This window comes from Algihabitans albus (assembly GCF_003572205.1).
GTDB classification, from domain to species: Bacteria; Pseudomonadota; Alphaproteobacteria; order Kiloniellales; family DSM-21159; genus Algihabitans; species Algihabitans albus.
Window position 1 is genome coordinate 531,658 of the sequence record NZ_QXNY01000005.1, and the last position, 23,875, is coordinate 555,532.

General features: G+C 65.3%; 25 protein-coding genes. 14 read left to right on the forward strand and 11 right to left on the reverse strand.

All coding sequences use genetic code 11. The features are described from left to right. The first annotated feature begins 143 nt into the window (after positions 1-143). Genes DBZ32_RS16565 through DBZ32_RS16585 form a run of 5 tightly spaced genes read left to right on the forward strand, consistent with a single transcriptional unit; the run spans position 144 to position 4,150 of the window. A complete protein-coding gene (locus DBZ32_RS16565; RefSeq protein ID WP_119168322.1) occupies positions 144-2,120 on the forward strand; it encodes an acetyl-CoA carboxylase biotin carboxylase subunit in 1,977 nt (658 codons plus the stop codon). 18 nt (positions 2,121-2,138) lie between these two features. Further along, complete coding sequence (locus DBZ32_RS16570) at positions 2,139-2,588, forward strand: hypothetical protein (RefSeq protein ID WP_119168324.1); 450 nt, start codon at positions 2,139-2,141, stop codon at positions 2,586-2,588. Between the two features lie 57 nt (positions 2,589-2,645). Then, positions 2,646-3,413 (forward strand): SDR family NAD(P)-dependent oxidoreductase, encoded by a 768-nt coding sequence (locus DBZ32_RS16575; protein ID WP_119168326.1) that lies wholly within the window; start codon positions 2,646-2,648, stop codon positions 3,411-3,413. Between the two features lie 7 nt (positions 3,414-3,420). Next, positions 3,421-3,711: an acylphosphatase gene (locus tag DBZ32_RS16580; RefSeq protein WP_119168402.1), complete on the forward strand. Its 291-nt coding sequence runs from the start codon at positions 3,421-3,423 to the stop codon at positions 3,709-3,711. 16 nt (positions 3,712-3,727) lie between these two features. After that, on the forward strand, positions 3,728-4,150 hold the full coding sequence (locus DBZ32_RS16585; protein ID WP_119168328.1) for an NUDIX domain-containing protein: 423 nt from the start codon (positions 3,728-3,730) through the stop codon (positions 4,148-4,150). An 18-nt stretch (positions 4,151-4,168) separates the two neighbouring features. Here the strand turns inward: DBZ32_RS16585 and DBZ32_RS22690 are convergent, their stop codons facing one another. From DBZ32_RS22690 to paaG, 7 genes are all read right to left on the reverse strand, one after another. Further along, positions 4,169-4,291, reverse strand: a complete 123-nt coding sequence (locus DBZ32_RS22690; RefSeq protein ID WP_268877950.1) for a hypothetical protein — start codon at positions 4,289-4,291, stop codon at positions 4,169-4,171. Next, on the reverse strand, positions 4,288-5,781 hold the full coding sequence (locus DBZ32_RS16590; protein WP_119168330.1) for a BCCT family transporter: 1,494 nt from the start codon (positions 5,779-5,781) through the stop codon (positions 4,288-4,290). The genes DBZ32_RS22690 and DBZ32_RS16590 overlap by 4 nt, the downstream gene beginning before the upstream one ends. 141 nt (positions 5,782-5,922) lie before the next feature. Further along, positions 5,923-6,516, reverse strand: a complete 594-nt coding sequence (locus tag DBZ32_RS16595; RefSeq protein ID WP_119168332.1) for a TetR/AcrR family transcriptional regulator — start codon at positions 6,514-6,516, stop codon at positions 5,923-5,925. A 5-nt stretch (positions 6,517-6,521) separates the two neighbouring features. After that, on the reverse strand, positions 6,522-7,829 hold the full coding sequence (paaK, locus tag DBZ32_RS16600; protein WP_119168334.1) for a phenylacetate--CoA ligase PaaK: 1,308 nt from the start codon (positions 7,827-7,829) through the stop codon (positions 6,522-6,524). 72 nt (positions 7,830-7,901) lie between these two features. Then, a complete protein-coding gene (pcaF, locus tag DBZ32_RS16605) occupies positions 7,902-9,104 on the reverse strand; it encodes a 3-oxoadipyl-CoA thiolase (RefSeq protein WP_119168335.1) in 1,203 nt (400 codons plus the stop codon). Beyond that, positions 9,101-9,544, reverse strand: coding sequence for a hydroxyphenylacetyl-CoA thioesterase PaaI (gene paaI / locus DBZ32_RS16610; RefSeq protein WP_119168336.1), 444 nt, complete (start codon positions 9,542-9,544; stop codon positions 9,101-9,103). Before paaI ends, pcaF begins: the two co-directional genes overlap by 4 nt. Positions 9,545-9,635: 91 nt before the next feature. Further along, positions 9,636-10,415 (reverse strand): 2-(1,2-epoxy-1,2-dihydrophenyl)acetyl-CoA isomerase PaaG, encoded by a 780-nt coding sequence (gene paaG / locus DBZ32_RS16615; RefSeq protein WP_119168337.1) that lies wholly within the window; start codon positions 10,413-10,415, stop codon positions 9,636-9,638. A gap of 294 nt (positions 10,416-10,709) precedes the next feature. Between paaG and paaN the strand changes: the two genes are divergently transcribed. The 9 genes from paaN (at position 10,710) to DBZ32_RS16660 (ending at position 19,431) form a co-directional block, all read left to right on the forward strand. Next, complete coding sequence (gene paaN / locus DBZ32_RS16620) at positions 10,710-12,377, forward strand: phenylacetic acid degradation protein PaaN (protein ID WP_119168338.1); 1,668 nt, start codon at positions 10,710-10,712, stop codon at positions 12,375-12,377. Between the two features lie 16 nt (positions 12,378-12,393). Then, a complete protein-coding gene (locus tag DBZ32_RS16625; protein WP_119168339.1) occupies positions 12,394-13,008 on the forward strand; it encodes a phenylacetic acid degradation protein PaaY in 615 nt (204 codons plus the stop codon). A gap of 96 nt (positions 13,009-13,104) precedes the next feature. Further along, positions 13,105-14,265, forward strand: coding sequence for an ABC transporter substrate-binding protein (locus DBZ32_RS16630; RefSeq protein ID WP_119168340.1), 1,161 nt, complete (start codon positions 13,105-13,107; stop codon positions 14,263-14,265). 77 nt (positions 14,266-14,342) lie between these two features. Beyond that, a complete protein-coding gene (locus DBZ32_RS16635) occupies positions 14,343-15,215 on the forward strand; it encodes a branched-chain amino acid ABC transporter permease (RefSeq protein ID WP_119168341.1) in 873 nt (290 codons plus the stop codon). Between the two features lie 4 nt (positions 15,216-15,219). Then, on the forward strand, positions 15,220-16,170 hold the full coding sequence (locus tag DBZ32_RS16640) for a branched-chain amino acid ABC transporter permease (RefSeq protein WP_119168342.1): 951 nt from the start codon (positions 15,220-15,222) through the stop codon (positions 16,168-16,170). Beyond that, a complete protein-coding gene (locus DBZ32_RS16645; protein ID WP_119168343.1) occupies positions 16,167-16,949 on the forward strand; it encodes an ABC transporter ATP-binding protein in 783 nt (260 codons plus the stop codon). The genes DBZ32_RS16640 and DBZ32_RS16645 overlap by 4 nt, the downstream gene beginning before the upstream one ends. Next, a complete protein-coding gene (locus DBZ32_RS16650) occupies positions 16,942-17,655 on the forward strand; it encodes an ABC transporter ATP-binding protein (protein WP_235830232.1) in 714 nt (237 codons plus the stop codon). The genes DBZ32_RS16645 and DBZ32_RS16650 overlap by 8 nt, the downstream gene beginning before the upstream one ends. Before the next feature lie 299 nt (positions 17,656-17,954). Further along, positions 17,955-18,491: a MarR family winged helix-turn-helix transcriptional regulator gene (locus tag DBZ32_RS16655; RefSeq protein ID WP_119168344.1), complete on the forward strand. Its 537-nt coding sequence runs from the start codon at positions 17,955-17,957 to the stop codon at positions 18,489-18,491. Between the two features lies 1 nt (position 18,492). Beyond that, positions 18,493-19,431 carry a DMT family transporter gene (locus tag DBZ32_RS16660; RefSeq protein ID WP_162906806.1) on the forward strand — a complete coding sequence of 313 codons (939 nt, stop codon included), beginning with the start codon at positions 18,493-18,495 and terminating at the stop codon, positions 19,429-19,431. A 13-nt stretch (positions 19,432-19,444) separates the two neighbouring features. Here the strand turns inward: DBZ32_RS16660 and DBZ32_RS16665 are convergent, their stop codons facing one another. The 4 genes from DBZ32_RS16665 to DBZ32_RS16680 form a co-directional block, all read right to left on the reverse strand. After that, positions 19,445-20,263, reverse strand: coding sequence for an ABC transporter permease (locus DBZ32_RS16665; protein WP_208539264.1), 819 nt, complete (start codon positions 20,261-20,263; stop codon positions 19,445-19,447). Between the two features lie 12 nt (positions 20,264-20,275). Beyond that, positions 20,276-21,220, reverse strand: a complete 945-nt coding sequence (locus DBZ32_RS16670) for an ABC transporter permease (RefSeq protein WP_235830233.1) — start codon at positions 21,218-21,220, stop codon at positions 20,276-20,278. 4 nt (positions 21,221-21,224) lie between these two features. Next, complete coding sequence (locus DBZ32_RS16675; RefSeq protein WP_119168347.1) at positions 21,225-22,316, reverse strand: ABC transporter ATP-binding protein; 1,092 nt, start codon at positions 22,314-22,316, stop codon at positions 21,225-21,227. A 139-nt stretch (positions 22,317-22,455) separates the two neighbouring features. Beyond that, a complete protein-coding gene (locus DBZ32_RS16680; protein WP_119168405.1) occupies positions 22,456-23,613 on the reverse strand; it encodes an ABC transporter substrate-binding protein in 1,158 nt (385 codons plus the stop codon). Positions 23,614-23,875 lie beyond the last annotated feature (262 nt).

The following is a 23,875-nucleotide window of genomic DNA, read 5'->3' on the forward strand; positions in this document are numbered from 1 at the left end:
TCTGCCGCCTCGCGCGGTCTAACCGGGGCTGCAGGTCTTGAGCGCGAGCGTCGTAAGATGAAGAAGGTTTGCTTCCGTCTAAGACGTGAATCGCGCTCGAGTGTTGTAAGAGAGCAGTCCTGCTCCAGCGGGGGGTCGCGCCGATGTTCGACAAAGTCTTGATCGCCAACCGCGGCGAGATCGCCTGCCGCGTCATCAAGACCTGCAAGCGCTTGGGCATCGCGACGGTGGCGGTCTACTCCGACGCCGATGCCGAAGGGCTGCACGTTCGCCTCGCCGACGAGGCCGTTCACATCGGAGGTTCCGCGGCCGCGGAGAGTTATCTGCGGGCGGAGCGGATCATTCAGGCCGCGAAGGACACCGGCGCTCAGGCGGTCCATCCGGGTTTCGGATTTCTTTCCGAAAAGGCCGACTTCGTCGAAGCGCTGGAGGCTGCCGGACTGGTTTTCATCGGCCCGCCGCCGAAGGCCATCGCCGCCATGGGCGACAAGATCGAGTCGAAGAAGATCGCGGCCGAGGCGGGTGTCAGTACCGTGCCCGGCTTCATGGGGATCATCGAGTCGGGCGAACAGGCGGTCGAGATCGCCCGCGATATCGGTTACCCGGTCATGCTCAAGGCTTCGGCGGGCGGCGGCGGCAAGGGCATGCGCATCGCTCACAACGATCGGGAAGCCTCCGACGGCTTCCGCAGCGCCCAGAACGAGGCGCGCTCGAGTTTTGGCGACGACAGGGTCTTCGTCGAGAAGTTCGTGGAGGAGCCGCGCCATATCGAGATTCAGGTGCTGGCAGACGGGCAGGGCCGGACGCTCTATCTGGGCGAACGCGAATGTTCGATCCAGCGCCGCCACCAGAAGGTCATCGAGGAAGCGCCAAGCCCCTTCATCGATGCCGAGACGCGTCGTCGCATGGGCGAGCAGGCAGTCACCTTGGCCGATGCCGTTGGCTACAGCAGCGCCGGGACCGTCGAGTTCATCGTCGATAAGGACCGCAACTTCTATTTCCTCGAGATGAACACCCGCCTGCAGGTCGAACATCCGGTCACCGAGATGATCACCGGACTGGATCTGGTCGAGTGGATGATCCGCATCGCGGCCGGCCAGGCTCTGACCCTCGCTCAGGACGAGGTGAAACTGAACGGCTGGGCGATCGAGGCGCGGGTCTACGCGGAAGACCCCCTGCGCAACTTCCTGCCGTCGATCGGCCGGCTCGTGCGCTATCAGGCGCCGGAGGAGACCGCTGCCGTGCGGGTCGACACCGGAGTCGGCGAAGGCTCCGAGATCAGCATGTTCTACGATCCCATGATCGCCAAGCTGGCGACCTGGGGCGAGACCCGCGACGCGGCCATTGCCGAGATGCGTCGGGCTCTGGACGCCTTCTATATTCGTGGCGTCAACCACAACATTCCCTTCCTGGCGGCGGTCATGGCCGCGGAACGCTTTCAGGCCGGGCGCCTGACCACCAACTACATCGCCGAGGAATATCCCGACGGATTTCAAGGCCGCGCCCTGCCGGCCGAAAATCGTAACCGTCTGGTTTCGGTGGCCGCCGTGTTGCAGTGGCGCAGCGAACGGGGCGGGGAGCGGCGCAAGAACGGCGGTGGCGGCGTCGAGCCTGTCGAGCGCGTGGTCATGGTCGGACGGGAACCGCACGTCGCGCGGATCCTTCCGATCGGCGCGACCTTCTCAGTCGAGTTCGACGGTGGCCGGCATCTGATCGAAAGCGACTGGAAGCCCGGTCAGCCTCTCTTCAAAGGCCACCTCGACGAGCACCCGATTACGGTGCAGGTCGATGCCGCCGGTCCGCGCTGGAAACTGACTCACGACGGCGGCACGGTGGATGTGCTGGTGCTGCGCCCGCGTCTGGCCGAATTGGCCGAGCTGATGCCGGTCAAGGTGCCGCCGGACATGAGCCGCTTTCTGCTCTCCCCCATGCCTGGCCTGCTGGTGTCTCTCGCCGTGACGGAGGGGCAGGAGATCAAGGCGGGCGAAGAGCTTGCCGTGGTCGAAGCGATGAAGATGGAGAACGTCCTGCGTGCCGAGCGCGACGGCAAGATCGCAAAGCTGCAGGCGGCGCCGGGCGATAACCTGGCGGTCGACCAGGTGATCATCGAGTTCGATTAGGACCGGGTCCCTCGCGGAATGGAGCAACTCGACCCGCCCGATCCGCTGGTCTGGGATGAACGGCGCCTCTGGTTCGAGCGACGTCAGGCGGAGGCCTCGGTGGACGGCGCCGGCAAGCTCTCGGAACAGGCAACGGCACTCCTGATCGACGTGCAGGCCTGCTTTTGCGCCGGTGCCTGGATTGCCGTGGTGATTCTGGCGGCGACGGTTGTCGATAATCAGGTGGAGGCCTCCAAGCAGCGGCGCGCGGCGCCGGCGGAGGAGCTGCGCTGGCTGCGCGCCTTGCGCAACCGCCTGGTCCATGAAGACCGCACCGCCCCGGTGCTGACCATCGAGGCCCAGTGGAGCGAGCGCCGGGAGTGGGAGCGGTCCGCGAAGCGCGCGGTCGATCTGGTTTTCGCGGTGTTCTACCCGCGTGGTCGCGCTGTCGATAGCGCGTCGGTTCGGTCTCAGCGGAGACCAGAGTGACGGCGGTGTTGCGCGGCCGGGTCTTCAAGACGCTTTTTTTTGGTGGGAGTGTAAGAGATGGCGAATCTGAGCGGGCGCGTTGCCCTTGTCACCGGCGCGAGCCGTGGGATCGGCGAGGCCGTCGCCCGGCGTCTGGCGCAGGCCGGCGCTGCTGTCGCCTTGACGGCACGCAGCGGCGCTGCGGTACAGGCCGTTGCGGGTGAGATCAACGAAGCCGGCGGCAAGGCTGCCGCCTTTACCTGCGATGTCGCCGACTTCGCCCAGGTCGCGGCGACTGCGGCGGCGGTCGAGAGCGAACTCGGCTCCGTCGATATCCTGATCAACAACGCCGGCATTCTCGACCCGATCGGCGCCCTTCATGAGGTGGATCCGGAGGCCTTCATGACTACTCAGCGGGTCAACATCGGCGGTGCCGCCGCCGCTGCCCGCGCGGTCTTGCCGGGCATGCTGGCGCGGGGGCAGGGAACGATCGTCAACATCTCCTCCGGTGCGGCGCACTCTCCGCTGGAGGGTTGGACCGCCTACTGCACCAGCAAGGCCGGTCTCCTTATGCTGACGCGCTGCTTGGCGCGCGACTATGGGGACAAGGGGCTCCGGATCTACGGTTTCGGACCCGGCGTGGTGGATACCGAGATGCAGGTCAAGATACGGGCGTCGGGAGTCGGTCCGGTGGCCAAGCTGCAGCGCACCGATCTCGCGGCGGCGGACCGTCCGGCGGAGGTGATCGCCTGGCTCTGTTCGGAAGCGGCGGCGGACCTGGCTGGACAGGAGCTTTCGATCCGCGATCCGGAGCTCTTGCAGCGGGTTGGCCTGGAAGCGGCGTGAGGCGGCGATGGCGACCGTCGGCGACACGCGGGTGCGGGTCTTGATCTCCGGTAAGGTGCAGGGAGTCTGGTTTCGCGGCTGGACCCAGCGGGCGGCGGAGACGCTCGGGCTGTCCGGCTGGGTGCGCAACCTTTCGGACGGCCGGGTCGAGGCGGTATTCGCCGGGCCGAAGCCTAAAACCGAGGAAATGCTGGAGCGCTGTCGCCAGGGCCCGCCGCTGGCCAGAGTCGAGAGCGTCGAAGTCGACGACCATCACGGGCCTTTGGAGCCCGGCTTTCATACACGCCCTACGATCTAGCAGAAGGCCGAGTGTCATGATCACTTTCGGTGTTATCGAGCCCGGTCGCTTCTACACTCGGCGTCGCGGCGCCTATGCCCTGATCCTGACCGACACCGACGACCTGCTGGTGATTAACCAGCGTGGCGAGATTATCCTGCCCGGTGGCGGTCTCGATCCGGGTGAGACGGAGGAACAGGCGCTGAAGCGCGAGATGGTCGAGGAGACGGGGCACGCCATCGACGTCGGCGCGAAGATCGGCGAGGCGCGCGAGTTCACCTACGAGACCAGCTACGAGAGTCACTTCGACAAGATCTGCGTGTTTTTTCGCGCCGTACTCGGCCGCAGGCTCGCCGAGCCGATCGAGGACGATCACGAGATGCTCTGGATGCCGCGTGCGCAGGCGTCCGAGCGCCTCTCGAAAGGCTCGCAGCGCTGGGCGGCCTCGCAAGCGGCATAGTCCGAGCGTGCGGCGGCGCTATTCGGACTCGGATGGATTCTTGTTGCCGCCCTTGTCGACTTTCTTGAAATACAGCCAGACGAGTAGTCCGATGAAGGCGAAGACCTCGATATTCATGATGGTGTCGAGCAGATTGCTCATGGTTCCTGCACTCTCTCGGATTTGAGTTCCTTCAGCAGGCAAACGACCAGCAGCAGAACGATGAACACGAAAGGCAGAGCGCCCAGGGCGATGATCGACTTTACCGCGTCGATGCTGCCCGAGAGGATCATCACCAGGCCGAGCGCCCCCAGGACGACGCCCCAGCTCAGTTTGATGCGGACGCTCGGGTTCAAGCCGCCGCCGGTCGAAAACATGCCCAGGACGAAAGCGGCGCTGACCACGCTGGTGATGATGAAGAGGAAAGCCGCAACCACGACGGCCGCAATGGTCAGCGTTGGCAGGGGAAAGTTTTCGAGGACGAAGAAGGTCACACCGCTGACGTTGTTGCGCGCGACCTCGAGCACCGGCAGATCCGTATTGAGCACACCGTAGAAGCCGACACCGCCGAACACCCCGAACCAGACGATCGAAAAGGCCGTCGGTACCAGAACCACGCCGCCGACGAACTGGCGGATGGTCCGGCCGCGCGAGATCCGCGCGATGAAGACGCCGACGAAGGGGGCCCAGGCGAGCCACCAGACCATGTAGGTCAAGGTCCAGGACTGGAACCAATCGCCGACCCTTTCGTCCAGGAAGGTGAAGGTGCGAAAGCCTTGTGTGAAGGCGCCGGAGAAATACTCGCCGGCCGCCTCGACGATGCCGCCCATCAGAAAATGTGTCGGGCCGGTGAGAAGAATGAAAATGAGAAGCCCGCCGGCCACGGCCATGGCGATGTTGGACAGGAGCGCCATGCCACGCCCCAGGTCGACGAGCAGAGGCGGTACGTAGGCGGCACAGAGCACCGCGAAGATGGCAAGTGCCAGCCACAGCCCCATGTCCGGAAGACCGAACAGGGCCTCCACGCCCTCCTGCACCTGGAAGACCCCCATCGCCACCGAACCGCCAAGGCCGATGGCAATGGCGACGATCGCCAGCAGGTCGCTCAGCCAGCCGACGCAGCGGGTGACCGGGTTGACGCCGAATACGTGGAGGATCGGGGCGCTGACGAGTGTCGGGCAATCGCGCCGAAAGCCGAAGTAAGCGATGACCAATCCGGTCAGCGCATAGATCGCCCAGGCGTGCAGACCCCAGTGGAAGTTGGTGAGGAAGAGCGCGAATCCCGCCGCCTCTCGGGGATCCTGGTAGTCGGCGACGATAAGGTAGTGAGTCAGAGGTTCGGCGGTGCCCCAGTAGAGCAGGCCGACGCCCATTCCGGCCGCGAACAGCATTGTCAGCCAGGAGATGGTCGAGAACTCCGGCTCGTCGTCGTCGTGGCCCAGCTTGATACGGCCATAGCGGGACAGCGCGAGCGCCACCGAGGTGATCAGCATGAAGCTGACGGCCAACATGATGAACCAGGCGCGGCTGGTGAACTGCACGGCCACGAGCTGAGACGCGAAGGCAGCGAGGCCGGTCGTGTCGAGGATACCCCAGACTGCGACGGCCCCGGTGATCAGCAAGGCGGTTGGCAGCAAAGCTGTCTTCAACACTGATTCTGTCCCCCGCCGTCGGTTGCGCGCCTGTGCCGCACACCAGAGATGATCGCGCGCAGCCGAAATACAACGTTATCCGAGCGTGTTTTCTGGCGGGACACGGCCGGTGGTCTGCACCCGACGACGCGTGAGCAGCCCTCACTCCAGGCCGGCGGCGCCCTTGAGGAAGAGATCGGTCGCGAGCCGGGCGTAGGTTTCGCGGGTGAGGGGGCCACCCGGCTTCAGCCAGGTGTAGTGCCAGTTCAGCATGCCCAGCAGGGACATGGTCACCGGTTTGCTTAGCTCCGGTCGTGCCAGAGCCGGATTCAGTTCCTGCAGAGTCTCCGCGAAGACCGCGACGATACGGCGTTCCATGAAGCGAATGGTCTCGCGTTTGTCCGGATCGAGGCTGCCCATCTCGTTGAGCAGCACCTTGTGTTTGGCATCGGCGTCGGCGTAGCCCTGCATGAGGGTTTCGGTCAGACGATAGAGCCGGGTCTCCGGATCCGGTTCCGCCGCCGCAACGGCTTCGACGGTGTCCAGCAGAAACCGGATATGGCTGTCGAGGATATCGAACAGCAGCGCGTCCTTGCCGACGTAGTAGTGATAGAGCGCGGCCTTGGAGGCGCCGCAGGCCTCCGAGATCGCGTTCATCGAGGTGCGTGCGAAACCGTTGGCGGCAAAGAGCTCCGCCGCGCGGTCCAGGATCGCGTCGCGCTTATCGTCGTATTCCGCCGCCCGGACGCGTGCCACGCGCGCTAGTCCCTTGGGCGCAGATCGACGACCCGCTTCGCTTTTCCGACCGAACGTTCGACCTGGCCGGGATCCATCACGCGGACCTTGCAGCTGACGCCGACGTTCGACTTGATGTGATGGACCAGTTCGCTGCAGGCCGCATCGCGCGCAGTGCCGGTGCAGGTCTCGCGCGCCTCGACCAGGACCGTCATGCTGTCCATGCGGCCCTTGCGACTCAGCTCGATCTGGTAGTGAGGCGCGAGGCCTCCGGTCTGTAAGATCATCTCCTCGACCTGAGTCGGGAAGACGTTGACGCCGCGCAGGATGATCATGTCGTCGGAGCGGCCGGTGATCTTTTCCATCCGCCGCATGGAGCGCGCGGTGCCGGGCAGCAAGCGGGTCAGATCGCGCGTGCGGTAGCGGACGATTGGCAGGGCTTCCTTCGTCAGGGAGGTGAAGACCAGCTCGCCCATTTCGCCGTCGGGCAAAACCTCGCCGCTCACCGGATCGATGACCTCCGGATAGAAATGGTCCTCCCAGAGGTGCAGACCATCCTTGGTCTCGACGCATTCGTTCGCGACGCCCGGGCCCATCACCTCCGAAAGGCCGTAGATATCGACCGCGTGCATGTCGAAGCGCCGCTCGATCTCGCTGCGCATCTTTTCGGTCCAGGGCTCCGCCCCGAAGATTCCGACCTTGAGTGAGCAGAGGCGCGGGTCGAGGCCGCGACGGTCGAACTCGTCGAGGATCGAGAGCATGTAGGAGGGGGTGACCATGATGATGCGGGGCTGGAAGTCCTCGATCAGCTGGACTTGCCGTTCCGTCATGCCGCCCGAGATCGGCACCACGGTACAGCCGAGCCGTTCGGCGCCGTAGTGTGCGCCCAGCCCGCCGGTGAAGAGACCGTAGCCGTAGGCGATGTGGGCGATATCGCCGGAACGGCCGCCGGCCGCGCGGATGGACCGCGCCATGACGTCGGACCAGACGTCAATGTCGTTGCGTGTATAGCCGACCACCGTCGGTTTGCCGGTCGTGCCGGAGGAGGCATGGATGCGGACGACCTGCTCCCGGGGAACGGCGAAAAGACCGAAGGGGTAGTTGTCCCGCAGATCCGCCTTGTTGGTGAAGGGGAACCTGGCCAGATCCTCCAGCGAGGCGACCTCGTCGGGGTGCGCGCCGGCCGCGTCGAAGGCCTTCCGATAGTGCGGAACCTTTTCGTAGGCATGCCGCAGGCTCCACTGCAGACGCTCCAGCTGCAGCGCTGAAATCTCGTCGCGCGACGCGACTTCGATCGGATCGAGCAGATCCTTGGCGGGCGTCAGGTCCTCCATGACATCGAGCCTCCCGGGTTTCCTCTCGTGATCGTCTTCTTGAAGGACGCTTTAGGTGCGTCTCCGATTGCTTCAGGCCGCTTCCAGCAGGGCAGCAATGCCCTGGCCGACACCGATGCACATCGTCACCAAGGCGCGCTTGGCACCACGCTCCTGTAGCTCCAGCGCCGCGGTCAAGGCCAGGCGGGCACCCGACATCCCCAGGGGATGGCCGAGAGCGATGGCGCCGCCGTTGGGGTTCACCTGTTCGGCATCGTCCGGCAGGCCGAGTTGCCTCTGAACCGCCAGGGCTTGTGCGGCGAAGGCCTCGTTCAGTTCGACGACATCGATATCTCCGATCTTCAGGCCGTGCCGCTCCAGCAGTTTGCGGCTCGCCGGGGCCGGGCCGATCCCCATGATTCGTGGCGGTACGCCGGCCGTGGCCAGGCCGCGGACCCGCGCCAAGGGCGTGAGGCCGTAGCGCGCGACGGCGGCCTCGGAGGCGATGAGCAGCGCGGCGGCCCCGTCGTTGACGCCGGAGGCGTTGCCGGCCGTTACCGTGCCGCCCTTGCGGAAGGGGGTCGGCAGGCTGGCCAGCTTCTCCAGGCTGGTGTCGCGGGGGTGCTCGTCGCGCTCGACCGACAGCGGTTCGCCTTTGCGCTGGGGCACCGGCACACTGACGATTTCCTTAGCCAGGCGGCCGTTTTCCTGAGCAGCGCGGGCGCGCTGCTGGCTGCGCAGCGCGAAGGCGTCCTGATCCGCCCGGGTGATCTGGAAGTCCTCGGCCACGTTCTCGGCCGTCTCCGGCATGGAGTCGATACCGTGGGCCGCCTTCATCGCCGGATTGACGAAGCGCCAGCCGATGGTGGTGTCGAAGACCTCCGCTTTGCGGGCGAAGGCCGTCTCCGCCTTGGGCATGACGAAGGGCGCGCGGCTCATGGACTCGACGCCACCGGCGATCATCAGATCCGCCTCGCCGGCCTTGATCGCACGTGCCGCCGTCCCGACCGCGTCGAGGCCGGACCCGCAGAGGCGGTTGACCGTGCCGCCGGGAACCTCCACCGGCAGCTCAGCCAGCAGTGCGGCCATGCGTGCGACATTGCGGTTGTCTTCCCCTGCCTGGTTGGCGCAGCCGAGAAGGATGTCGTCCAAGCTCTCCCAATCCACACTCGGGTGACGGTCCACCAAGCTGCGGATCACGAGTGCCGCGAGATCGTCCGGGCGAATGGACGAGAGCGCACCGCCGTAGCGGCCGACCGGGGTTCGGATTCCGTCGCAGATGAAAGCTTCGGTCATCGGGTCTGTTCCTTCTCCGGCACCAGCGTGCCTTGAATGCTGCGGGAGTGTCCGCGGAACTCCGCGATCAGGGTGCCGTCCTGGTCCGTCACTCGGATGTCGTAGATACCGTTGCGCCCGGCGCGCGTGCGTTCGACGGCCTCGGCGCTGAGACGGTTCCCAAGTTTAGCCGGTGCCAGGAAGGTCACCGAGCAGTGCTGCGCGACGGTCGTCCTGTTGTAGGCGTTGCAGGCGTAGGCGAAGGCCGTGTCGGCCAAGGTGAAGATGAGGCCGCCGTGGCAGATGGCGTGGCCGTTGATCATGCGTTCGTCGACCGTCATGACGAGCTTCGCCGTTCCCGGTCCGACTGCTTCGACCGTTATACCGAGATGCCGGGCGGCCTGGTCCTTCGCGAACATGGCCGTGGCGCAGATTTCGGCAAGGCGTTGCGGGTCGGTCATGAAGAGGTGCCTCCGAACGTCGGGCGGTACGGTCGCGATCTGACGAGGCCTGGAATGGGGGGCCTGTCCGTGACGGGCTTCATGGTTTCGCTCACCGGCCCTTGAAGCTGGGCGGGCGTTTCTCCAGGAACGCCGTGACCCCCTCGCGATAGTCTTCCGTGCGGCCGGCTTGCCGCTGCAGGTCCCGCTCCAGGTCGAGTTGGGCCTCCAGGCTGTTGGTGGCCGCCGCCTGGATGGCCTGCTTGGTCAGGGCCAGTCCCTTGGTCGGAGCGACGGCGAAGTTCGCGGCCAGGGCCTCGGCCTGCGGCATCAGCTCATCGTCTTCGACCGCCTGCCAGATCAGCCCCCAGTCGGCGGCTTGCTCGGCCGAAAGCGGTTGCGCGGTCATGGCCAGCGCCTTGGCGCGGGCTTCGCCGACGAGCCGGGCGAGGGACCAGGTGCCGCCGCTATCCGGGACCAGACCGATCTTTGCGAAGGCTTGAATGAACTTCGCCGAGCGCGCCGCGAGGACGATATCGCAGGCCAGGGCGACGTTGGCGCCGGCGCCGGCGGCCACGCCGTTGACCGCACAGATCACCGGCAGCTCCAGTGCGCGGATCTTACGAACCAAGGGGTTGTAGAGCTTGTCGAGCGTTGCGCCGAGATCCGGAGTTTCGCCAGTCGGAAAGCTGCGGTCGCTCAGGTCCTGGCCGGCGCAAAAGCCGCGGCCGGCACCGGTGAGAATCAGGGCGCGCTGGCCGTCTTCCTGTGCCCGGTCGAGGGCTTCCGCCAGCCTGCCGTGCATTTCTCCGGTGAAGGAGTTCAGCTTGTCGGGGCGATTGAGCGTGATCAGCGCGTAGCCGTCTTTCGCCTTATAGAGCACGCTGTCCATGGCGAGGTCTCCTCCCGAAATGCCCTGCCGGTTCGATGCCGTTTTGCAGGATGCCTTTGTTGGGCCTGGCGGCCCGCATTCCACGGGCCGCTGACGATCGTCAAACACCACCGAAATCGTTCGTCCGCGACTTCGCTCTTGAAATGACCGACCGGTCGGTCAATTAATAGCAGCGTCGCCTGGGGTGCTGTCAATCTGCTCGACGGAGCCGCGGCGACGGTGCGAGGCGCGGGAAACAACCTGCCCCGTGCCGGGCGCGGACCAATGATGCTGAACCATAGGGGAGGTGGCCGCATGGCCGATTTCTTCGCCGCTCATCGCGAGACTTTGGATCGCGCTTTGCAGGCTGTCTCTGTGCGCGACTACTGGTCGCCTTATCCCGAAGTCCCGAGCGGTAAGGTCTATGGTGAGACGGCCAAGGCGGACGGCGAGGCGGCCTTCAAGGCTGCCCTCGACTCCAAATTCGACCTCCATCAGCCGACCGACGGCCGCTGGATCGGCTCCGAGATCAGCCCTTACGGCTTCGCGCTCGGGACCACCTATCCCGCGGCCGACGTCGAGCAACTGATCGAGGCTTCGGAGGCTGCACGCCCGGCCTGGGCGGCCGCGCCGGTCGAAACGCGGATCGGCGTCGCGCTGGAGGTGCTGCAACGTCTCAACAAGCGCAGTTTCGAGATCGCGAATGCGGTCATGCACACCAGTGGTCAGGCTTTTCTCATGGCCTTCCAGGCAGGTGGCGCCCACGCTCAGGATCGCGGTCTGGAGGCGGTCGCCTACGCCTACGAAGAGCTGCGCAAGATCCCCGGTGCCGTGCTCTGGGAGAAACCCCAGGGCAAGAACCCGCCGCTGCAGCTCGACAAGACCTTCCGCATCGTTCCGCGCGGCGTGGCACTGGTCATCGGCTGTTCGACCTTTCCGACCTGGAACAGCTACCCCGGTTTCTTCGCCAGCCTGGTCACCGGCAATTCGGTGATCGTGAAGCCGCATCCGGGCGCGGTGCTACCGCTCGCGCTCACGGTGCGGATCGCCCGAAAGGTTCTGAGCGAGGCGGGCTTCGACCCCAACGTCGTGCTGCTGGCCGTCGATACCGCCGATGCCCCTATCGCCCAGACTCTGGCCCTGCGTCCGGAGGTGGGCATCATCGACTATACCGGCGGACCGGCCTTCGGTGGCTGGCTCGAGGAACAGGCGCGCGGCAAGCAGCTTTTCACGGAGCAGGCCGGCGTGAATTCGGTGGTGGTCGAGTCGACCGACAACTTCAAGGGCCTCTGCGGCAACCTGGCCTTCTCCCTGTCTCTTTACAGCGGCCAGATGTGCACGGCGCCGCAAGATATCTTCGTGCCGGCTGAGGGCATCGAGACCGACCAGGGCCACAAGTCCTTCGACGAGGTTTGCGATGGTCTCTCGCTGGCGCTCGAGAAGCTGCTGGGCGATCCCGACCGCGCCGCCGCCGTTCTCGGCGCGATCCAGAACGAGGCGACGCTGCAGCGGATCGAAGACAGCAAGGGCTTCGGCACGGTCGTCCGGGCCTCGGCCCAGGTGGCGCATCCGCAGTTCGAGAAGGCGCGCATGGCGACCCCGCTGCTGCTCAAAGTCGAGGCCGCAGCGAGCGAGGCCTACGCGGAGGAGTGCTTCGGTCCGATCGCCTTCGTCGTGGCGACGCCGGACGCCGAGGCCGGTCTGACCCGCGCCGCCGCGCTGGCCAAGACCAAGGGAGCGATCACGGCCGGCGTGCACTCGACGGACGAAACCTTCCTGGCCAAGGCCGAACAGGCTTTCGCCGAGGCTGGGGTGTCGCTGTCGGAGAATCTGACCGGCCAGATCCTGGTCAATCAGTCTGCCGCTTTCAGCGACTATCATGTCAGCGGCGCCAATCCCGCCGGGAATGCTTGTCTGACCGATGCGGCCTTTGTCGCCAACCGCTTCCGGGTGGTCGCCGTGCGGCGCCCGCACGCGGCCTGACGGGAGCCTCCAAGCCATGGCCCAGGTCTACGCTTTTGAGGGGCTGGTACCGGCGGTGCATCCGACGGCCTTTCTGCACCCGACCGCGGTGGTGATCGGCGATGTGATTGTCGGGGCGGACTGCTACGTCGGGCCGGGCGCCAGTCTGCGCGGCGACATGGGCCGGCTGGTGATGGAGCGCGGCTCGAACGTCCAGGACAACTGCACGCTTCACTGCTTCCCGCAACTCGACACGGTGATCGAGGAGGACGGCCATATCGGCCATGGTGCGGTGCTGCACGGTTGCCGGATCGGGCGCAATGCGCTGGTCGGTATGAATTCCGTGGTGATGGATGGTGCCGTGATCGGCGAGTCCGCCTTCGTGGCAGCCATGGCCTTCGTGAAGGCGGGCTTCAAGGTCCCGCCGCGCATGCTGGCCGGAGGGATCCCGGCCAAAGTGCTGCGTGCCCTGAGCGAGGAGGAGATCGCCTGGAAGTCGGAAGGCACGCGCGAGTATCAGGACCTGGCGGCGCGCTGCCGGCAGTCGCTGACGCCGGCGGTGCCGCTGTCGGAACCGGAGCCGGATCGGCCCCGGGTGAAGTCGAGCGGTCTCGCGCCGCTCAAACAGACGCGTGAGGCCGGCGCATCCTGAATTCGGCCGATCCGACCGCTCTGCCAAGAAGAGCGGCGGGAAAAGAAAACAGGCAGAGTCGGGCAACGACCTGCCGCTATGGGGAGTGAAATCACGATGTCTCTAATCACGTTCCTGAAAGGCACGGCCGCCATGGCGGCCGTCATCGCCCTCTCCGCCGGTTGGGCGGCCGGCGAGGCGGCTGCTCAGATCAAGATCGGCTCGGTTCTCTCGATCACCGGGCCGGCGTCCTTCCTCGGCGACCCCGCGGAGAAGACCCTGCGCATGTACGTCGAGCGATTGAACGAGGCCGGCGGCGTCAACGGCGAACCGCTCGAACTGGTCATCTACGACAGCGAGGGCGACGCGAACAAGGCGCGGACCCTGGCCACGCGCTTGATCGAAGACGACGAAATCGTCGCGATGGTCGGCGGCTCCACGACCGGTACGACCATGGCCATGAGCCCACTGTTCGAGGATGCCGAGATCCCCTTCATCTCGCTGGCCGGCGGCATTGTGATCATCGACCCGGTCAATCCTTACGTCTTCAAGACGCCTCATACCGACCGTATGGCCTGCGAGAAGATCTACGAGGATATGCAGGCGCGCGGCCTGAGCAAGGTCGGGCTGATCAGCGGAACCGGCGGCTTCGGCAAGTCCATGCGCGGTCAGTGCCTGGACGTGGCGGACGACTACGGTATCGAAGTCGTCGCGGACGAGACCTACGGGCCGCGCGACACCGATATGACGCCTCAGCTCACCAACATTCGTAACGCGGCGGACCTGCAGGCCGTGCTCAATCCCGGCTTCGGTCAAGGGCCGGCCATCGTCACCAAGAACTTCGCCCAGCTCGGCATCGATGTGCCGCTCTACCAGAGCCACGGCGTCGCCTCGAAATCCTTCATCGAGCTGGCCGGCGCCGCGGCCGAGGGCGTTCGATTGCCGGCCTCCGCTCTGTTGGTGGCCGAGCAACTGGAGGAGGACGATCCGCAGAAACAGGTGGTGGTCGACTACAAGACTGCTTTTGAGGCCGAGTGGAATCGCCCGGTCTCGACCTTCGGCGGACACGCCTACGACGGTCTCATGATCCTGGTCGAGGCCCTGCGGGCAGCCGGAAACTCCGATCCCGAGGAGCTGCGCGACACGATCGAGCAGACCAGCGGTTTCATGGGAACGGCTGGTGAAGTCAACATGAGCCCGGACGATCACATGGGCCTCGATCTGACCGCCTTCCGCATGCTGGAGATCCGTGACGGCGATTGGACCATCGTTCAATAGACTCTCGTCCCGCCCCTCGCCGGCACCACGGCCGGCGAGGGGCGGTTCGGTCTCGAAACAGGCGGACGCTCCAGGCGATGGAAACCTTCTTGCAATTCCTGTTCAGCGGGCTGACCGTCGGTGCGGTCTACGCCATCGTCGCGCTGGGCTTCACCATCATCTACAACGCGTCGGACGTGATCAATTTCGCCCAGGGCGAGTTCGTCATGCTGGGCGGCATGTGCACGGTCTTCTTCTCGCTTTGGGGCCTGCCGCTGCCGGTCGCGGCCGTGGCGGCGGTGATCGTCACCAGCCTGATCGGCGTGGCACTCAACAAGCTCGCCATCGAGCCGGCGCGCGGCGCCAACGTGGTGACGCTGATCATCATCACCATCGGCGCCTCGATCTTCCTGCGCGGTCTGGCACAGGTCGTCTTCGACAAGCAGTTCCACCGCTTGCCGAGCTTCTCGGGCGACGCGCCGATCGATGTTCTGGGTGCGACGCTGACGCCTCAGTCGCTATGGGTGATGGGGGGCGCGGCGGTCATCGTCGTTCTGCTCTGGTACTTCTTCACCCGCACCACCTTCGGCAAATCGATCCTGGCGACCAGCCACAACCGTCTTGCCGCGCGATTGGTCGGCATCAACGTCGAGCTGGTGCTGCTGGCCTCCTTCGCGCTCTCGGCCGCCACGGGCGCGCTGGCCGGAATTCTGGTCACGCCGATCACGCTGACCTCTTTCGACGCCGGCACGATGCTGGCGCTCAAGGGCTTCGCTGCCGCCATTCTCGGCGGTATGGGCAACCCCCTCGGTGCGGTGGTCGGCGGTCTGCTGGTAGGAATCGCGGAAGCGATGGGGGCCGGCTATCTCTCCTCCGAATACAAGGATGCCGTGGCCTTCGTGATCATCCTGGCCGTTCTTTTCGTTCTGCCGAGCGGGCTGTTCGGCCGGCGCGGCACGGAGAGGGTCTGACCCCATGCCCGCTTGGCTGATGCAACCGCGAACCGGGGGGCTGTTGCTGCTCGCGGTGGTCATGGTCGCCGTCTATCTGGCCGCCCCCAACAACTTCTATCTCGATGTCGCGATCCAGATCGGGCTCAACGCCATGGTGGTCGTCGGTCTGAACTTGCTGATCGGCTACGCCGGACAGATCAGTCTGGGACATGCAGGTTTCTTCGGACTGGGGGCCTATGCTTCGGCCGTTCTGCCCGTTCATCTCGGGATTCCGCCCTTGGCCGCGCCCTTCGTCGGCATGCTCTGCGTCGGGCTTCTGGCTTTCCTGGTGGCGCGTCCGGTGCTCCGGCTCAAGGGCCACTACCTGGCCATGGCGACGCTGGGTCTGGGGCTACTGGTCTTCATGCTCCTGACCAACGAGTCGCAGCTCACCGGCGGGCCCGACGGCATGACGGTGGAGCGGCTGCGGATTTTCGGCGAGCGCATCAGCGGCAAGGACTGGTGGTACCTGATCACCTCGGTGATGCTGCTGCTGTCGGTCTGGCTGACGCTGAACCTGATCGACAGTCCGACCGGCCGTGCGCTGCGTGCGCTGCACGACAGCCAGATCGCGGCGCAGGTCGCTGGAGTGGATGTGGCGCGCTTCAAGGTGATCGCCTTCGTCTACTCGGCCATGCTGGCCAGCCTCGCCGGCTCCATGTCGGCGCTCTACTCCGGCTTCGTGACGCCGGACAAGGCCGGTTTCCTGCATTCCATCGAACTGGTGATCATGGTCGTGCTGGGCGGCATGGGCTCGACCTTCGGCGGCATCATCGGCGCCGCGGTGCTGACCTCGTTGCCCCAGTTCCTGACGGTCTTCGCGGAATACGAGCACATGTTGCTGGGCGCGATCCTGATGACCGTCATGATCTTCCTGCGCCGCGGTCTGCTGCCCGGACTGCTGGACTCCCTGCGGCGGAGGCGCGCCTCATGAGCCAGTTGAAGGTGGAGGGCCTGTCGATCGACTTCGGCGGCTTGCGCGCCATCGACAAGCTGAGCTTCGAGATCGCGCCCGGCACGATCCACTCGATCATCGGGCCGAACGGCGCCGGTAAGACGACGTTGTTCAACCTGATCACCGGGATCTACACGCCGACCGAAGGGCGGATCCTGCTGGAGGGCGAGGAGGTGACAGGCCTGCCGCCTCACCGGCTGGCCCGGCGCGGCATGTGTCGCACCTTTCAGAATCTGCAGATCTTCGACCGCATGACGGCGGCCGAGAACGTCATGCTCGGGCGCCACCTTCAGGAATCCACGGGCTTCTTCAGTCATCTGTTGCGTCTCCCGGCGGTCATCGCCGAGAACCGCCGGACGCGCGCGCGCGCCTTGGAGCTGTTGGACCACGTCGGTCTCGCCGCGCAGGTGGACACGCCGGCCGGTGCGCTGCCTTACGGCGCGCTGAAGCGGCTGGAGATTGCACGCGCTCTGGCCGGCGAGCCCAAGATGCTGCTGCTCGACGAGCCGGCGGCGGGCTGCAACGCGGTCGAAACCCAGGAGATCGATGCGCTGATTCAGAAGGTGGCCGAGGACGGTGTCACCGTCGTGCTGGTCGAGCACGACATGCACCTGGTGATGAACATCTCGAACCACATCCTGGTCCTCGACTACGGCAAGAAGCTGGCCGAGGGCACGGCCGAGGAGGTGCGGCGCAATCCCGATGTGATCGCCGCCTACCTCGGCCAGCAGGCCGAACCGGAGGCCGCGCATGCCTGATGCGATGCTGAAGGTCGAGGGACTGACCAGCCATTACGGCCGCATTCAGGCGCTGAGGGGCGTCGACATCGAGGTGGCGCCCGGTGAACTGGTGGCCTTGGTCGGCGGCAACGGCGCCGGCAAGACCACCTTGCTGCGCACGCTCTCCGGCGTTCAGCCGTCGAGCGGCGGCCGAGTGGTCTTCGAAGGCCAGGACATTACCGCGGCCAAACCGCATATACGGGTCAAGCTCGGCATCGCTCAGGTGCCGGAAGGCCGCCAGGTCTGGGGACCCTTGAGCGTCGAGGACAACCTTCGGCTCGGCGCCGTGCTGCGGCGGGACCGCGAAATCGCGCGGGACCTGGAGCGCGTCTACGCCATGTTCCCGATCCTGAAGGAGCGGCGGCGCCAGGCGGCCGGGACTCTCTCCGGTGGCCAGCAGCAGATGTTGGCCATGGGCCGGGCGCTGCTGACCAAGCCGCGCCTGCTGCTGCTCGACGAGCCCTCTATGGGTCTTGCCCCGCTTCTGGTGGAGCAGATCCTGACCTCCGTTCTCGATCTCAAGGAGCAGGGCGTCACCGTCTTTCTGGTCGAACAGAACGCCTTCGCCGCCCTGAAGATCGCCGACCGCGGCTACGTGCTGGAGACCGGCAAGGTGGTCCTGAGCGACAGCGGTAAAGCTCTGCTGGCCAACGAGCGGGTGAAGGAAGCCTACCTCGGCGTCTAGTAAGCTGTTGGAAAAGGCCTGTCCGGCATCGACGCCCTTCGACAAGCTCAGGTGAAGATAGAACTTTTCAATGCCTTGGCTTTATCCTGAGCTTGTCGAAGGATAGCCATGCTCAAGAACACTAAGCTGTTCCAGCAGCCTGCTGTAACAGAGTCCGGTCCCATGATCTCGCCAGAGGCGATCCATCGACTGGATATTTCTGCCCTAACTGTCTCATGTTGAATGGATCAGGGTGTCTTGTTCAAAAACTCTCTTTATCTAGCTTGATTATATGTGTGCATCATGCATATGTTTGATGCATGAGCGATGAACGTACGGCTAACCTTCTCGGCGCTTTGGCGCTTGCACTGACCGATACCTTGGCCGATGTCACCAGCGCCCAGGCCGAACGTGGGGCTGGCGCGCCGGCGGCTCTGGTGCTCGTGAGTTTCTACCCCGGCCAGTCAATCGACTCCCTGGCCCAGACCCTGGGATTGAGCCATTCCGCGACGGTCCGACTGGCCGACCGCTTAGCGGGCGACGGTCTCTTGGATCGGCGTAGCGGCGCGGATGGCCGAACGACCGCTCTGCATCTCACACGCAAGGGACAGGCACGGGCCAACGCGATCCTGGGTGAACGTTGCCGCGCTCTGTCCGCTGCCCTTGATCCCCTGTCCGTCAAGGAGCGTGCTCACTTCACGCGGTCGCTCGAGAAAATCCTGGGCGGTCTGACCCGCGATCGACAGCACGCCGACCACATCTGCCGCCTTTGCGACGAGCGCGTCTGTCCGGCCGATGGCTGTCCCGTCGAATGCGCTGCCGTCGAACGTTCGGCTGCCGAGGGCAGGCCGGACTGAGATGTCCGTGGTCCTGATCCCGGCCGATCCGAAGCGCGCGCCTCCCCACGGTGTGAGAGCGGCTATAGCGGCCGCTGTCCTGTCGGCCGCCTGTTGGGGCTCGGCCACTGTTATGAGCAAGGGGTTGCTCGACCTTCTGCCTCCGCTGACGCTGCTGGTGGTGCAGCTTCTCGCCTCGATCGTCTTCCTCTGGGCTGCCGTGTTGTTTCTGCGGCTCCGTGTTCGTCTGGATCGGCCAGCACGCCGGGCAAGTCTGAGTGGTCTTCTGGAGCCGGGCCTGTCCTACGCCTTCGGAATCGCCGGCCTGGCCCTCACGACGGCAAGCAATGCCTCGCTGATCGGCACGACGGAACCTCTGTTCATTCTCTTGCTCGCCTGGCTGCTGCTGCGCGAACGGATCGGCGGCGGGGTCGTCGGCCTCGCGGTGCTCGCCAGTCTCGGCATCGGTTTGGTGGTGTTGCCCGATATCTGGAGCGGCGGCGGCGAGGGAGCGGTGCTCGGCGACGCCTTGGTCGTGCTCGGTACGCTTTTTGCCGCCCTCTACGTGATCGCGACCCGGAAGCTGGTGATGACACTCGACCCCTTGCCGCTCTCAGCGTTGCAGCAAAGCGTCGGTCTACTCTGGATCCTCGGCCTGCTAGCGCTGGCCTTGGCGTTGGGTGCAGTCAATCTCGGCCTCGATGACATTCCACCGCGCGTCCTGCTGCTTGCCGCCCTTTCGGGGATCGTCCAGTACGCTCTAGCCTTCTGGCTGTATCTCTTCGCGCTCCGGCGTCTTCCGGCCAACGTCGCGGCCTTCTATCTGGCTCTGATCCCAGTGTTCGGCGTCGGGGCGGCGGCTGTCTTCCTCGGCGAAGCCTTGGGCCCGATGCAGTGGCTTGGGGCCGCGTTGATCGTTGTCCCGGTTGCCTTGATGTCACGTATGCAGACCCGTCTCTAGAGCAGGATCTCCGTTAGCTGTCCGCCTCGGCCCGCCGGGCCCGGCGGACCAGCATGATGGTGGCGTAGGCGCCGAGCAGCAGCAGGGCGGCGCCGACAGTCGTGAGCGTGCCAAGCGTCGGAACCAGCGGCGTGTAGCCGGAGACCATCTTGGCGTAGAGCCATTCGGGAATGGTGGAGTCCGCGCCGGTGGTGAAGAGCGACAGCGGGAAATTGCCCCAGGACAGCAGGAAACTGAAGAGTGCGCCGGAGAAGATACCGGGCCAGAGAATCGGCAGGGTCACCTCCCGAAAGACCTGCCAGCGCGTGGCGCCGAGGTCGTAGGCCGCTTCCTCCCAGGCGGGGTTGAAGCCGTAGACCTGGATCGAAATCACCAGGGTCGCGATGGGCAGGATCCAGACCAGATGCGCGAAGACGGCCGTCATCCAGCTCGTCGGGATGCCGAGCGCCGAGTACCAGAGCAGCAGCGCCAGCCCGAGCACGGCTTGGGGGAAGAAGATCGGGAGCAGCAGGAGCTTCTGGTAGAGCGTCCGGCCCCTCCAGTCGTAGCGCGCGAAGGCCAGCGCGCCGAGAAAGGCCAGGACCACCGAGATCACCGTGACGATGGCGGCCACGGTCAGACTGGTCCAGAGCAGATCGCGGACCGAAAGGGAGGTGAAGGCGTCCTCGTACCAGCGGGTATCGAATCTCGGCACCGGGAAGCGGAAGTAGCGCTGCCGCGAGAAGGAGGCCAGGGCGATGGCCGCCATCGGCAAATAGAGGAAGATCAGGATCGCGCCGATCCAGACGGCCAGGAGCCGCTTCATGAGGGGTGAGGTGGTGAGCGCGCCCATCTCTTTCGCCGCCTAGCCGCGACCCAGGATCTTGTCGAGGTCGAGTTTGCCGAGCACCGCGAAGACCAGCCCGCCGGCCAGCAGGATCAGCAGCACCGAGAGGGCCGCCCCTTTCGGCCAGTTCTGCGCGAAGGTGAAGGCGGACTCGATGTCATCGGCGATCATTACGATGGCTTGGCCGCCCATGATCTTGGACTCGGCGAGCGATCCCAACGCCAGGATGAAGGTCAGCAGACAGCCGATCAGGATACCCGGCATGGCGAGCGGCAGCTCGATTTCGCGGAAGAGTTGCCAGCGGTTGGCCCCCAGGTCGACCGCCGCTTCGCGCAGGCGATCCGGCACCATCGACAACCCCAGCACCATCGGGAAGAGCATGAAGGGCAGATAGACGTAGACCAGGCCAAGCACGATCGCAGGGACCGTGTAGAGCAGTCCCGAGAGATCGAGTCCGAACCAGAGCTCGGCGGTGCCGGGTAGGACGCCGCCCTTGACCAAGGTGAGCACCCAACCGAACAGGCGGATGTTCTCGCTGACGAACAGGGGGATCACCAGCAGCAGGGTCAGCAGGTTGGCGGCCCGGCCGAACACCTTGGTCATGGCGTAGGCCAGCGGATAGCAGATGCCCAACAACAGGACGACGGTGAGGGTGGCCAGCGCGAAGGACCAGGCGAAGGAGATCCAGTAGGACTCGGTGACGATGTCCACGTAGTTCTGTGTCGTCCAGGCGCCGCTCAGGTCGAAGGTCTTCGGCGGGATCAGGGAGAAAGCGGCGACCAGCAGCAGCGGCCCCAGGAAGCCGAGCGCCAGCAGCAGCATCGGCGGTCCCGCCAGCAGCGCCCCCGGCTGCCGCAGCCAACCCCCAAGGCGCGTCGTGACGCCTACGCTTCGCCGGCGCCGGGCGTGACTGCCGTCTTCCAATTCGGTTCCCAGGGCGCGGACGCCGGTCTTCAAGCTCACGGCCTCAGTCCTCGAACAGCATGGCTTCGGCGGGGTCCCAGCCGATGGTCACGCTGTCGTCGAGTTGGCCCCGGTAGCGCTGCTCGCGCAACTTCTCGATCAGGAAGACACCGCTGCCGACATGCACCTGATACTGCATGCGCGAGCCCAGCGAGTACTCGTTGTAAAGCCGCCCTTCCAGCCGGTTGGGTGTTGCATCCGACGCGCCCTCGAGGAAGCGAAAGGCCTCCGGCCGGATCACAAGAAAACCCTTGGTGAAGTCTTCCGGCATGGCCGGCCCCTGCAGTAGAGTGCCGCTTGCGCTGTCGCGCAGTTTGTCGCCGTCGCGTGACACTTCCAGCACATTGACCTCGCCCATGAACTCGCTGACGAAGCGATTGCGCGGGCGGTTATAGATCTCGTCCGGCGTACCGACCTGAACGACGCGGCCTCCGCGCATGATGGCGATGCGATCGCTCATCACCATCGCCTCCTCCAGGGAGTGGGTGATGTAGACGAAGGTCTTGCCGGTCTCCCGGTGAATGTCCTTCAGCTCCTTCTCCAGGGCCTTGCGCAGTCGGTAGTCGATGGCGCTCAGTGGTTCGTCGAAGAACAGGATCTCCGGGTCGAAGGCCAGCGCGCGCGCCAGCGCCACGCGCTGCTGCTCGCCGCCCGAGCACTTGCCGACAGCCTTGTCGTAGTAGTCCAGCGGCAGATGAAGCTGGCTCAGCAACTGCTCGCAGCGGGCGCGCCGCTCGGCTGGTGCCATGCCACGGATCTTGAGCGGAAACTCGATGTTCTGGCCGACCGTCTTGTGCGGAAAGAGCGCCAGCGACTGGAACACCATGCAGGTCGGCCGCTTGTTGGCGGGAACGTCGTTGATCCGCGCCCCGCGCAGCAAAATGTCGCCCTCGCTCGGCTTGTCCATGCCGACCAGCATGCGGATCAAGGTGGTCTTGCCCGATCCCGAAGGGCCGACGATGGTGAAGAACTCGCCCTCGCGGATATCGAGGTTGACCCGCTCGACCGCCACGAAGTCGCCGAACAGCTTGTCCACCTCTTGCAGGCGAAGAATGGGCAGGACGCTGCCCGTCGTTGCTGGCGTGGCCAGATCCATTGCGCGCTAGACTTCCCTAGAAGACTGAAGAGACTTTCGAGAGCAGGCGGCTTTGACGGCATGCGGCGGCGCAGCGGCTGCGGGGGATCGCAGCCGCCGCGTCACAACGGAGAGGGCGACGCCCGCAGCCTTCGAGGTTTCACCCTTGCCGCTCGCGCCGCGCGGCGGCGTAGATCGGGTACATCTCGGCGTAGTCGGGGTTGATGTCGTAGTCGACCGAGCGCGCCATCTCCTCCTCCAAGCTGTCCCACTGGATCGCGTCCAACTCCTCGGAATCGAAGGTCTCCATCACCTGCGGATCGCCCATCTGCGCGACCGGGTTGTAGGTACCCTCCGCGAAGGCGACCAGCTTCGACATCTCCGGACGCTGGATGAACTCCAGGAAGGTCGGACCCAAGGTCGAGGGATTGGGATTGTTGACCAGGCTGGTCAGTTCGATCCAGACGATGCCGCCCTTGCCGTCCACGGGACCCGATTTCGGGGTGATGGCACGGATGTTGGTGGCGCCGTCGTAGCGGGCCGGCGAGGCGGTGTAGGTGCCGCCGGTGAAGTAGGCGTCGATCTCTCCGTTGATCAGAGCCAGGTTCATCTGCACCAGATCGTCGGACAGCAGCTTGGCTCCATTGAAGACCTGGCGTGCCACCGTCTCGAAGGCCTCGAACTCCTCCGGCGTGTGCTCCTTGAAGGGCGAGAAACCCGCCGCGATGCACATGTGGAAGATGTTCCAGTTGTCGTAGGTCAGGACGCCGAAGCGGTCCTTCATGGCGGGATCGAGGAAGATGTTCCAGCCTTCGTCCTCTGCCATCTCGCGGCTGATCTTGTCGGTGTTGACCACGAAGCTGAAGGGGCCGAAGCGCTGGCAGACGCCCAGCATCTCCTCGCCCGACTTGTCCAGCGCCCACTCGAAGGGCCAGGCGAACTTCGGCAACATCTTCTCGTGGTAAGGGGCGAAAACTTCTTTATCCACGGGCTTGATCAGGCCCTCGGGATACATCCATTCGCGCGCCCAGGGATTGTTGAGGTTGATGATGTCCCAGATGTCCGTCTCGCCGGCCCGCAGCTTGTTGATCGCGTCGGGGTCGGAGATCAAGCCTTCCGCCCTGACCCTCGCGTCGAACTCGCGGCGGAAGGGGTCGAGCACGTCGTCCGAGGTGTAGCCCTCCCAGGCGTAGACGTTCAGTTCGTCGCTGCGCTCGGCGCGGGCGCTCCTGAAGGTTGGCCCGAGGCCGGCCGCCGCGGCCGCGGTGACGCCTGTCATCTGCAGGAAGTTTCTGCGTGTGAGGGGGAAAGAGGCCATGGTCATCGCGCTCCCTTGACTGTGTGTGGTCCCTGTTCATCGCGCCGTCTTCGCCCTCGGCAGCCCCGCTTCGCGGGTGTCCGATCGACGGCGGTACGGCTTCGCCTGACCTTCGGCCTCTCTGATGTCTGGGCGCCGGCTCCTTGTATGGGACCTTTGCGCCGGGGCGGGCCGTTTGGCTGTCTTCGTATACTATCCTGACCTACGAACTTGGCAGGTCACAATAGAAAATCGTGACTTACCGAGTTCTTATGGCTTTCGG

Bases quoted from the DNA above. Each gene is read 5' to 3' on its own strand.
- DBZ32_RS16675 (WP_119168347.1), bottom strand. From the start codon at position 22,316: ATGGATCTGGCCACGCCAGCAACGACGGGCAGCGTCCTGCCCATTCTT.
- paaK (WP_119168334.1), bottom strand. From the start codon at position 7,829: ATGGAGGACCTGACGCCCGCCAAGGATCTGCTCGATCCGATCGAAGTC.
- DBZ32_RS16640 (WP_119168342.1), top strand. From the start codon at position 15,220: ATGCCCGCTTGGCTGATGCAACCGCGAACCGGGGGGCTGTTGCTGCTC.
- DBZ32_RS16575 (WP_119168326.1), top strand. From the start codon at position 2,646: ATGGCGAATCTGAGCGGGCGCGTTGCCCTTGTCACCGGCGCGAGCCGT.
- DBZ32_RS16680 (WP_119168405.1), bottom strand. From the start codon at position 23,613: ATGGCCTCTTTCCCCCTCACACGCAGAAACTTCCTGCAGATGACAGGC.
- DBZ32_RS16665 (WP_208539264.1), bottom strand. From the start codon at position 20,263: ATGGGCGCGCTCACCACCTCACCCCTCATGAAGCGGCTCCTGGCCGTC.
- DBZ32_RS16645 (WP_119168343.1), top strand. From the start codon at position 16,167: ATGAGCCAGTTGAAGGTGGAGGGCCTGTCGATCGACTTCGGCGGCTTG.
- paaN (WP_119168338.1), top strand. From the start codon at position 10,710: ATGGCCGATTTCTTCGCCGCTCATCGCGAGACTTTGGATCGCGCTTTG.
- DBZ32_RS16585 (WP_119168328.1), top strand. From the start codon at position 3,728: ATGATCACTTTCGGTGTTATCGAGCCCGGTCGCTTCTACACTCGGCGT.
- DBZ32_RS16580 (WP_119168402.1), top strand. From the start codon at position 3,421: ATGGCGACCGTCGGCGACACGCGGGTGCGGGTCTTGATCTCCGGTAAG.
- DBZ32_RS16625 (WP_119168339.1), top strand. From the start codon at position 12,394: ATGGCCCAGGTCTACGCTTTTGAGGGGCTGGTACCGGCGGTGCATCCG.
- DBZ32_RS16655 (WP_119168344.1), top strand. From the start codon at position 17,955: ATGAGCGATGAACGTACGGCTAACCTTCTCGGCGCTTTGGCGCTTGCA.
- DBZ32_RS16635 (WP_119168341.1), top strand. From the start codon at position 14,343: ATGGAAACCTTCTTGCAATTCCTGTTCAGCGGGCTGACCGTCGGTGCG.
- paaG (WP_119168337.1), bottom strand. From the start codon at position 10,415: ATGGACAGCGTGCTCTATAAGGCGAAAGACGGCTACGCGCTGATCACG.
- DBZ32_RS16650 (WP_235830232.1), top strand. From the start codon at position 16,942: ATGCCTGATGCGATGCTGAAGGTCGAGGGACTGACCAGCCATTACGGC.
- DBZ32_RS16565 (WP_119168322.1), top strand. From the start codon at position 144: ATGTTCGACAAAGTCTTGATCGCCAACCGCGGCGAGATCGCCTGCCGC.
- pcaF (WP_119168335.1), bottom strand. From the start codon at position 9,104: ATGACCGAAGCTTTCATCTGCGACGGAATCCGAACCCCGGTCGGCCGC.
- DBZ32_RS16660 (WP_162906806.1), top strand. From the start codon at position 18,493: ATGTCCGTGGTCCTGATCCCGGCCGATCCGAAGCGCGCGCCTCCCCAC.
- paaI (WP_119168336.1), bottom strand. From the start codon at position 9,544: ATGACCGACCCGCAACGCCTTGCCGAAATCTGCGCCACGGCCATGTTC.
- DBZ32_RS22690 (WP_268877950.1), bottom strand. From the start codon at position 4,291: ATGAGCAATCTGCTCGACACCATCATGAATATCGAGGTCTTCGCCTTC.
- DBZ32_RS16630 (WP_119168340.1), top strand. From the start codon at position 13,105: ATGTCTCTAATCACGTTCCTGAAAGGCACGGCCGCCATGGCGGCCGTC.
- DBZ32_RS16570 (WP_119168324.1), top strand. From the start codon at position 2,139: ATGGAGCAACTCGACCCGCCCGATCCGCTGGTCTGGGATGAACGGCGC.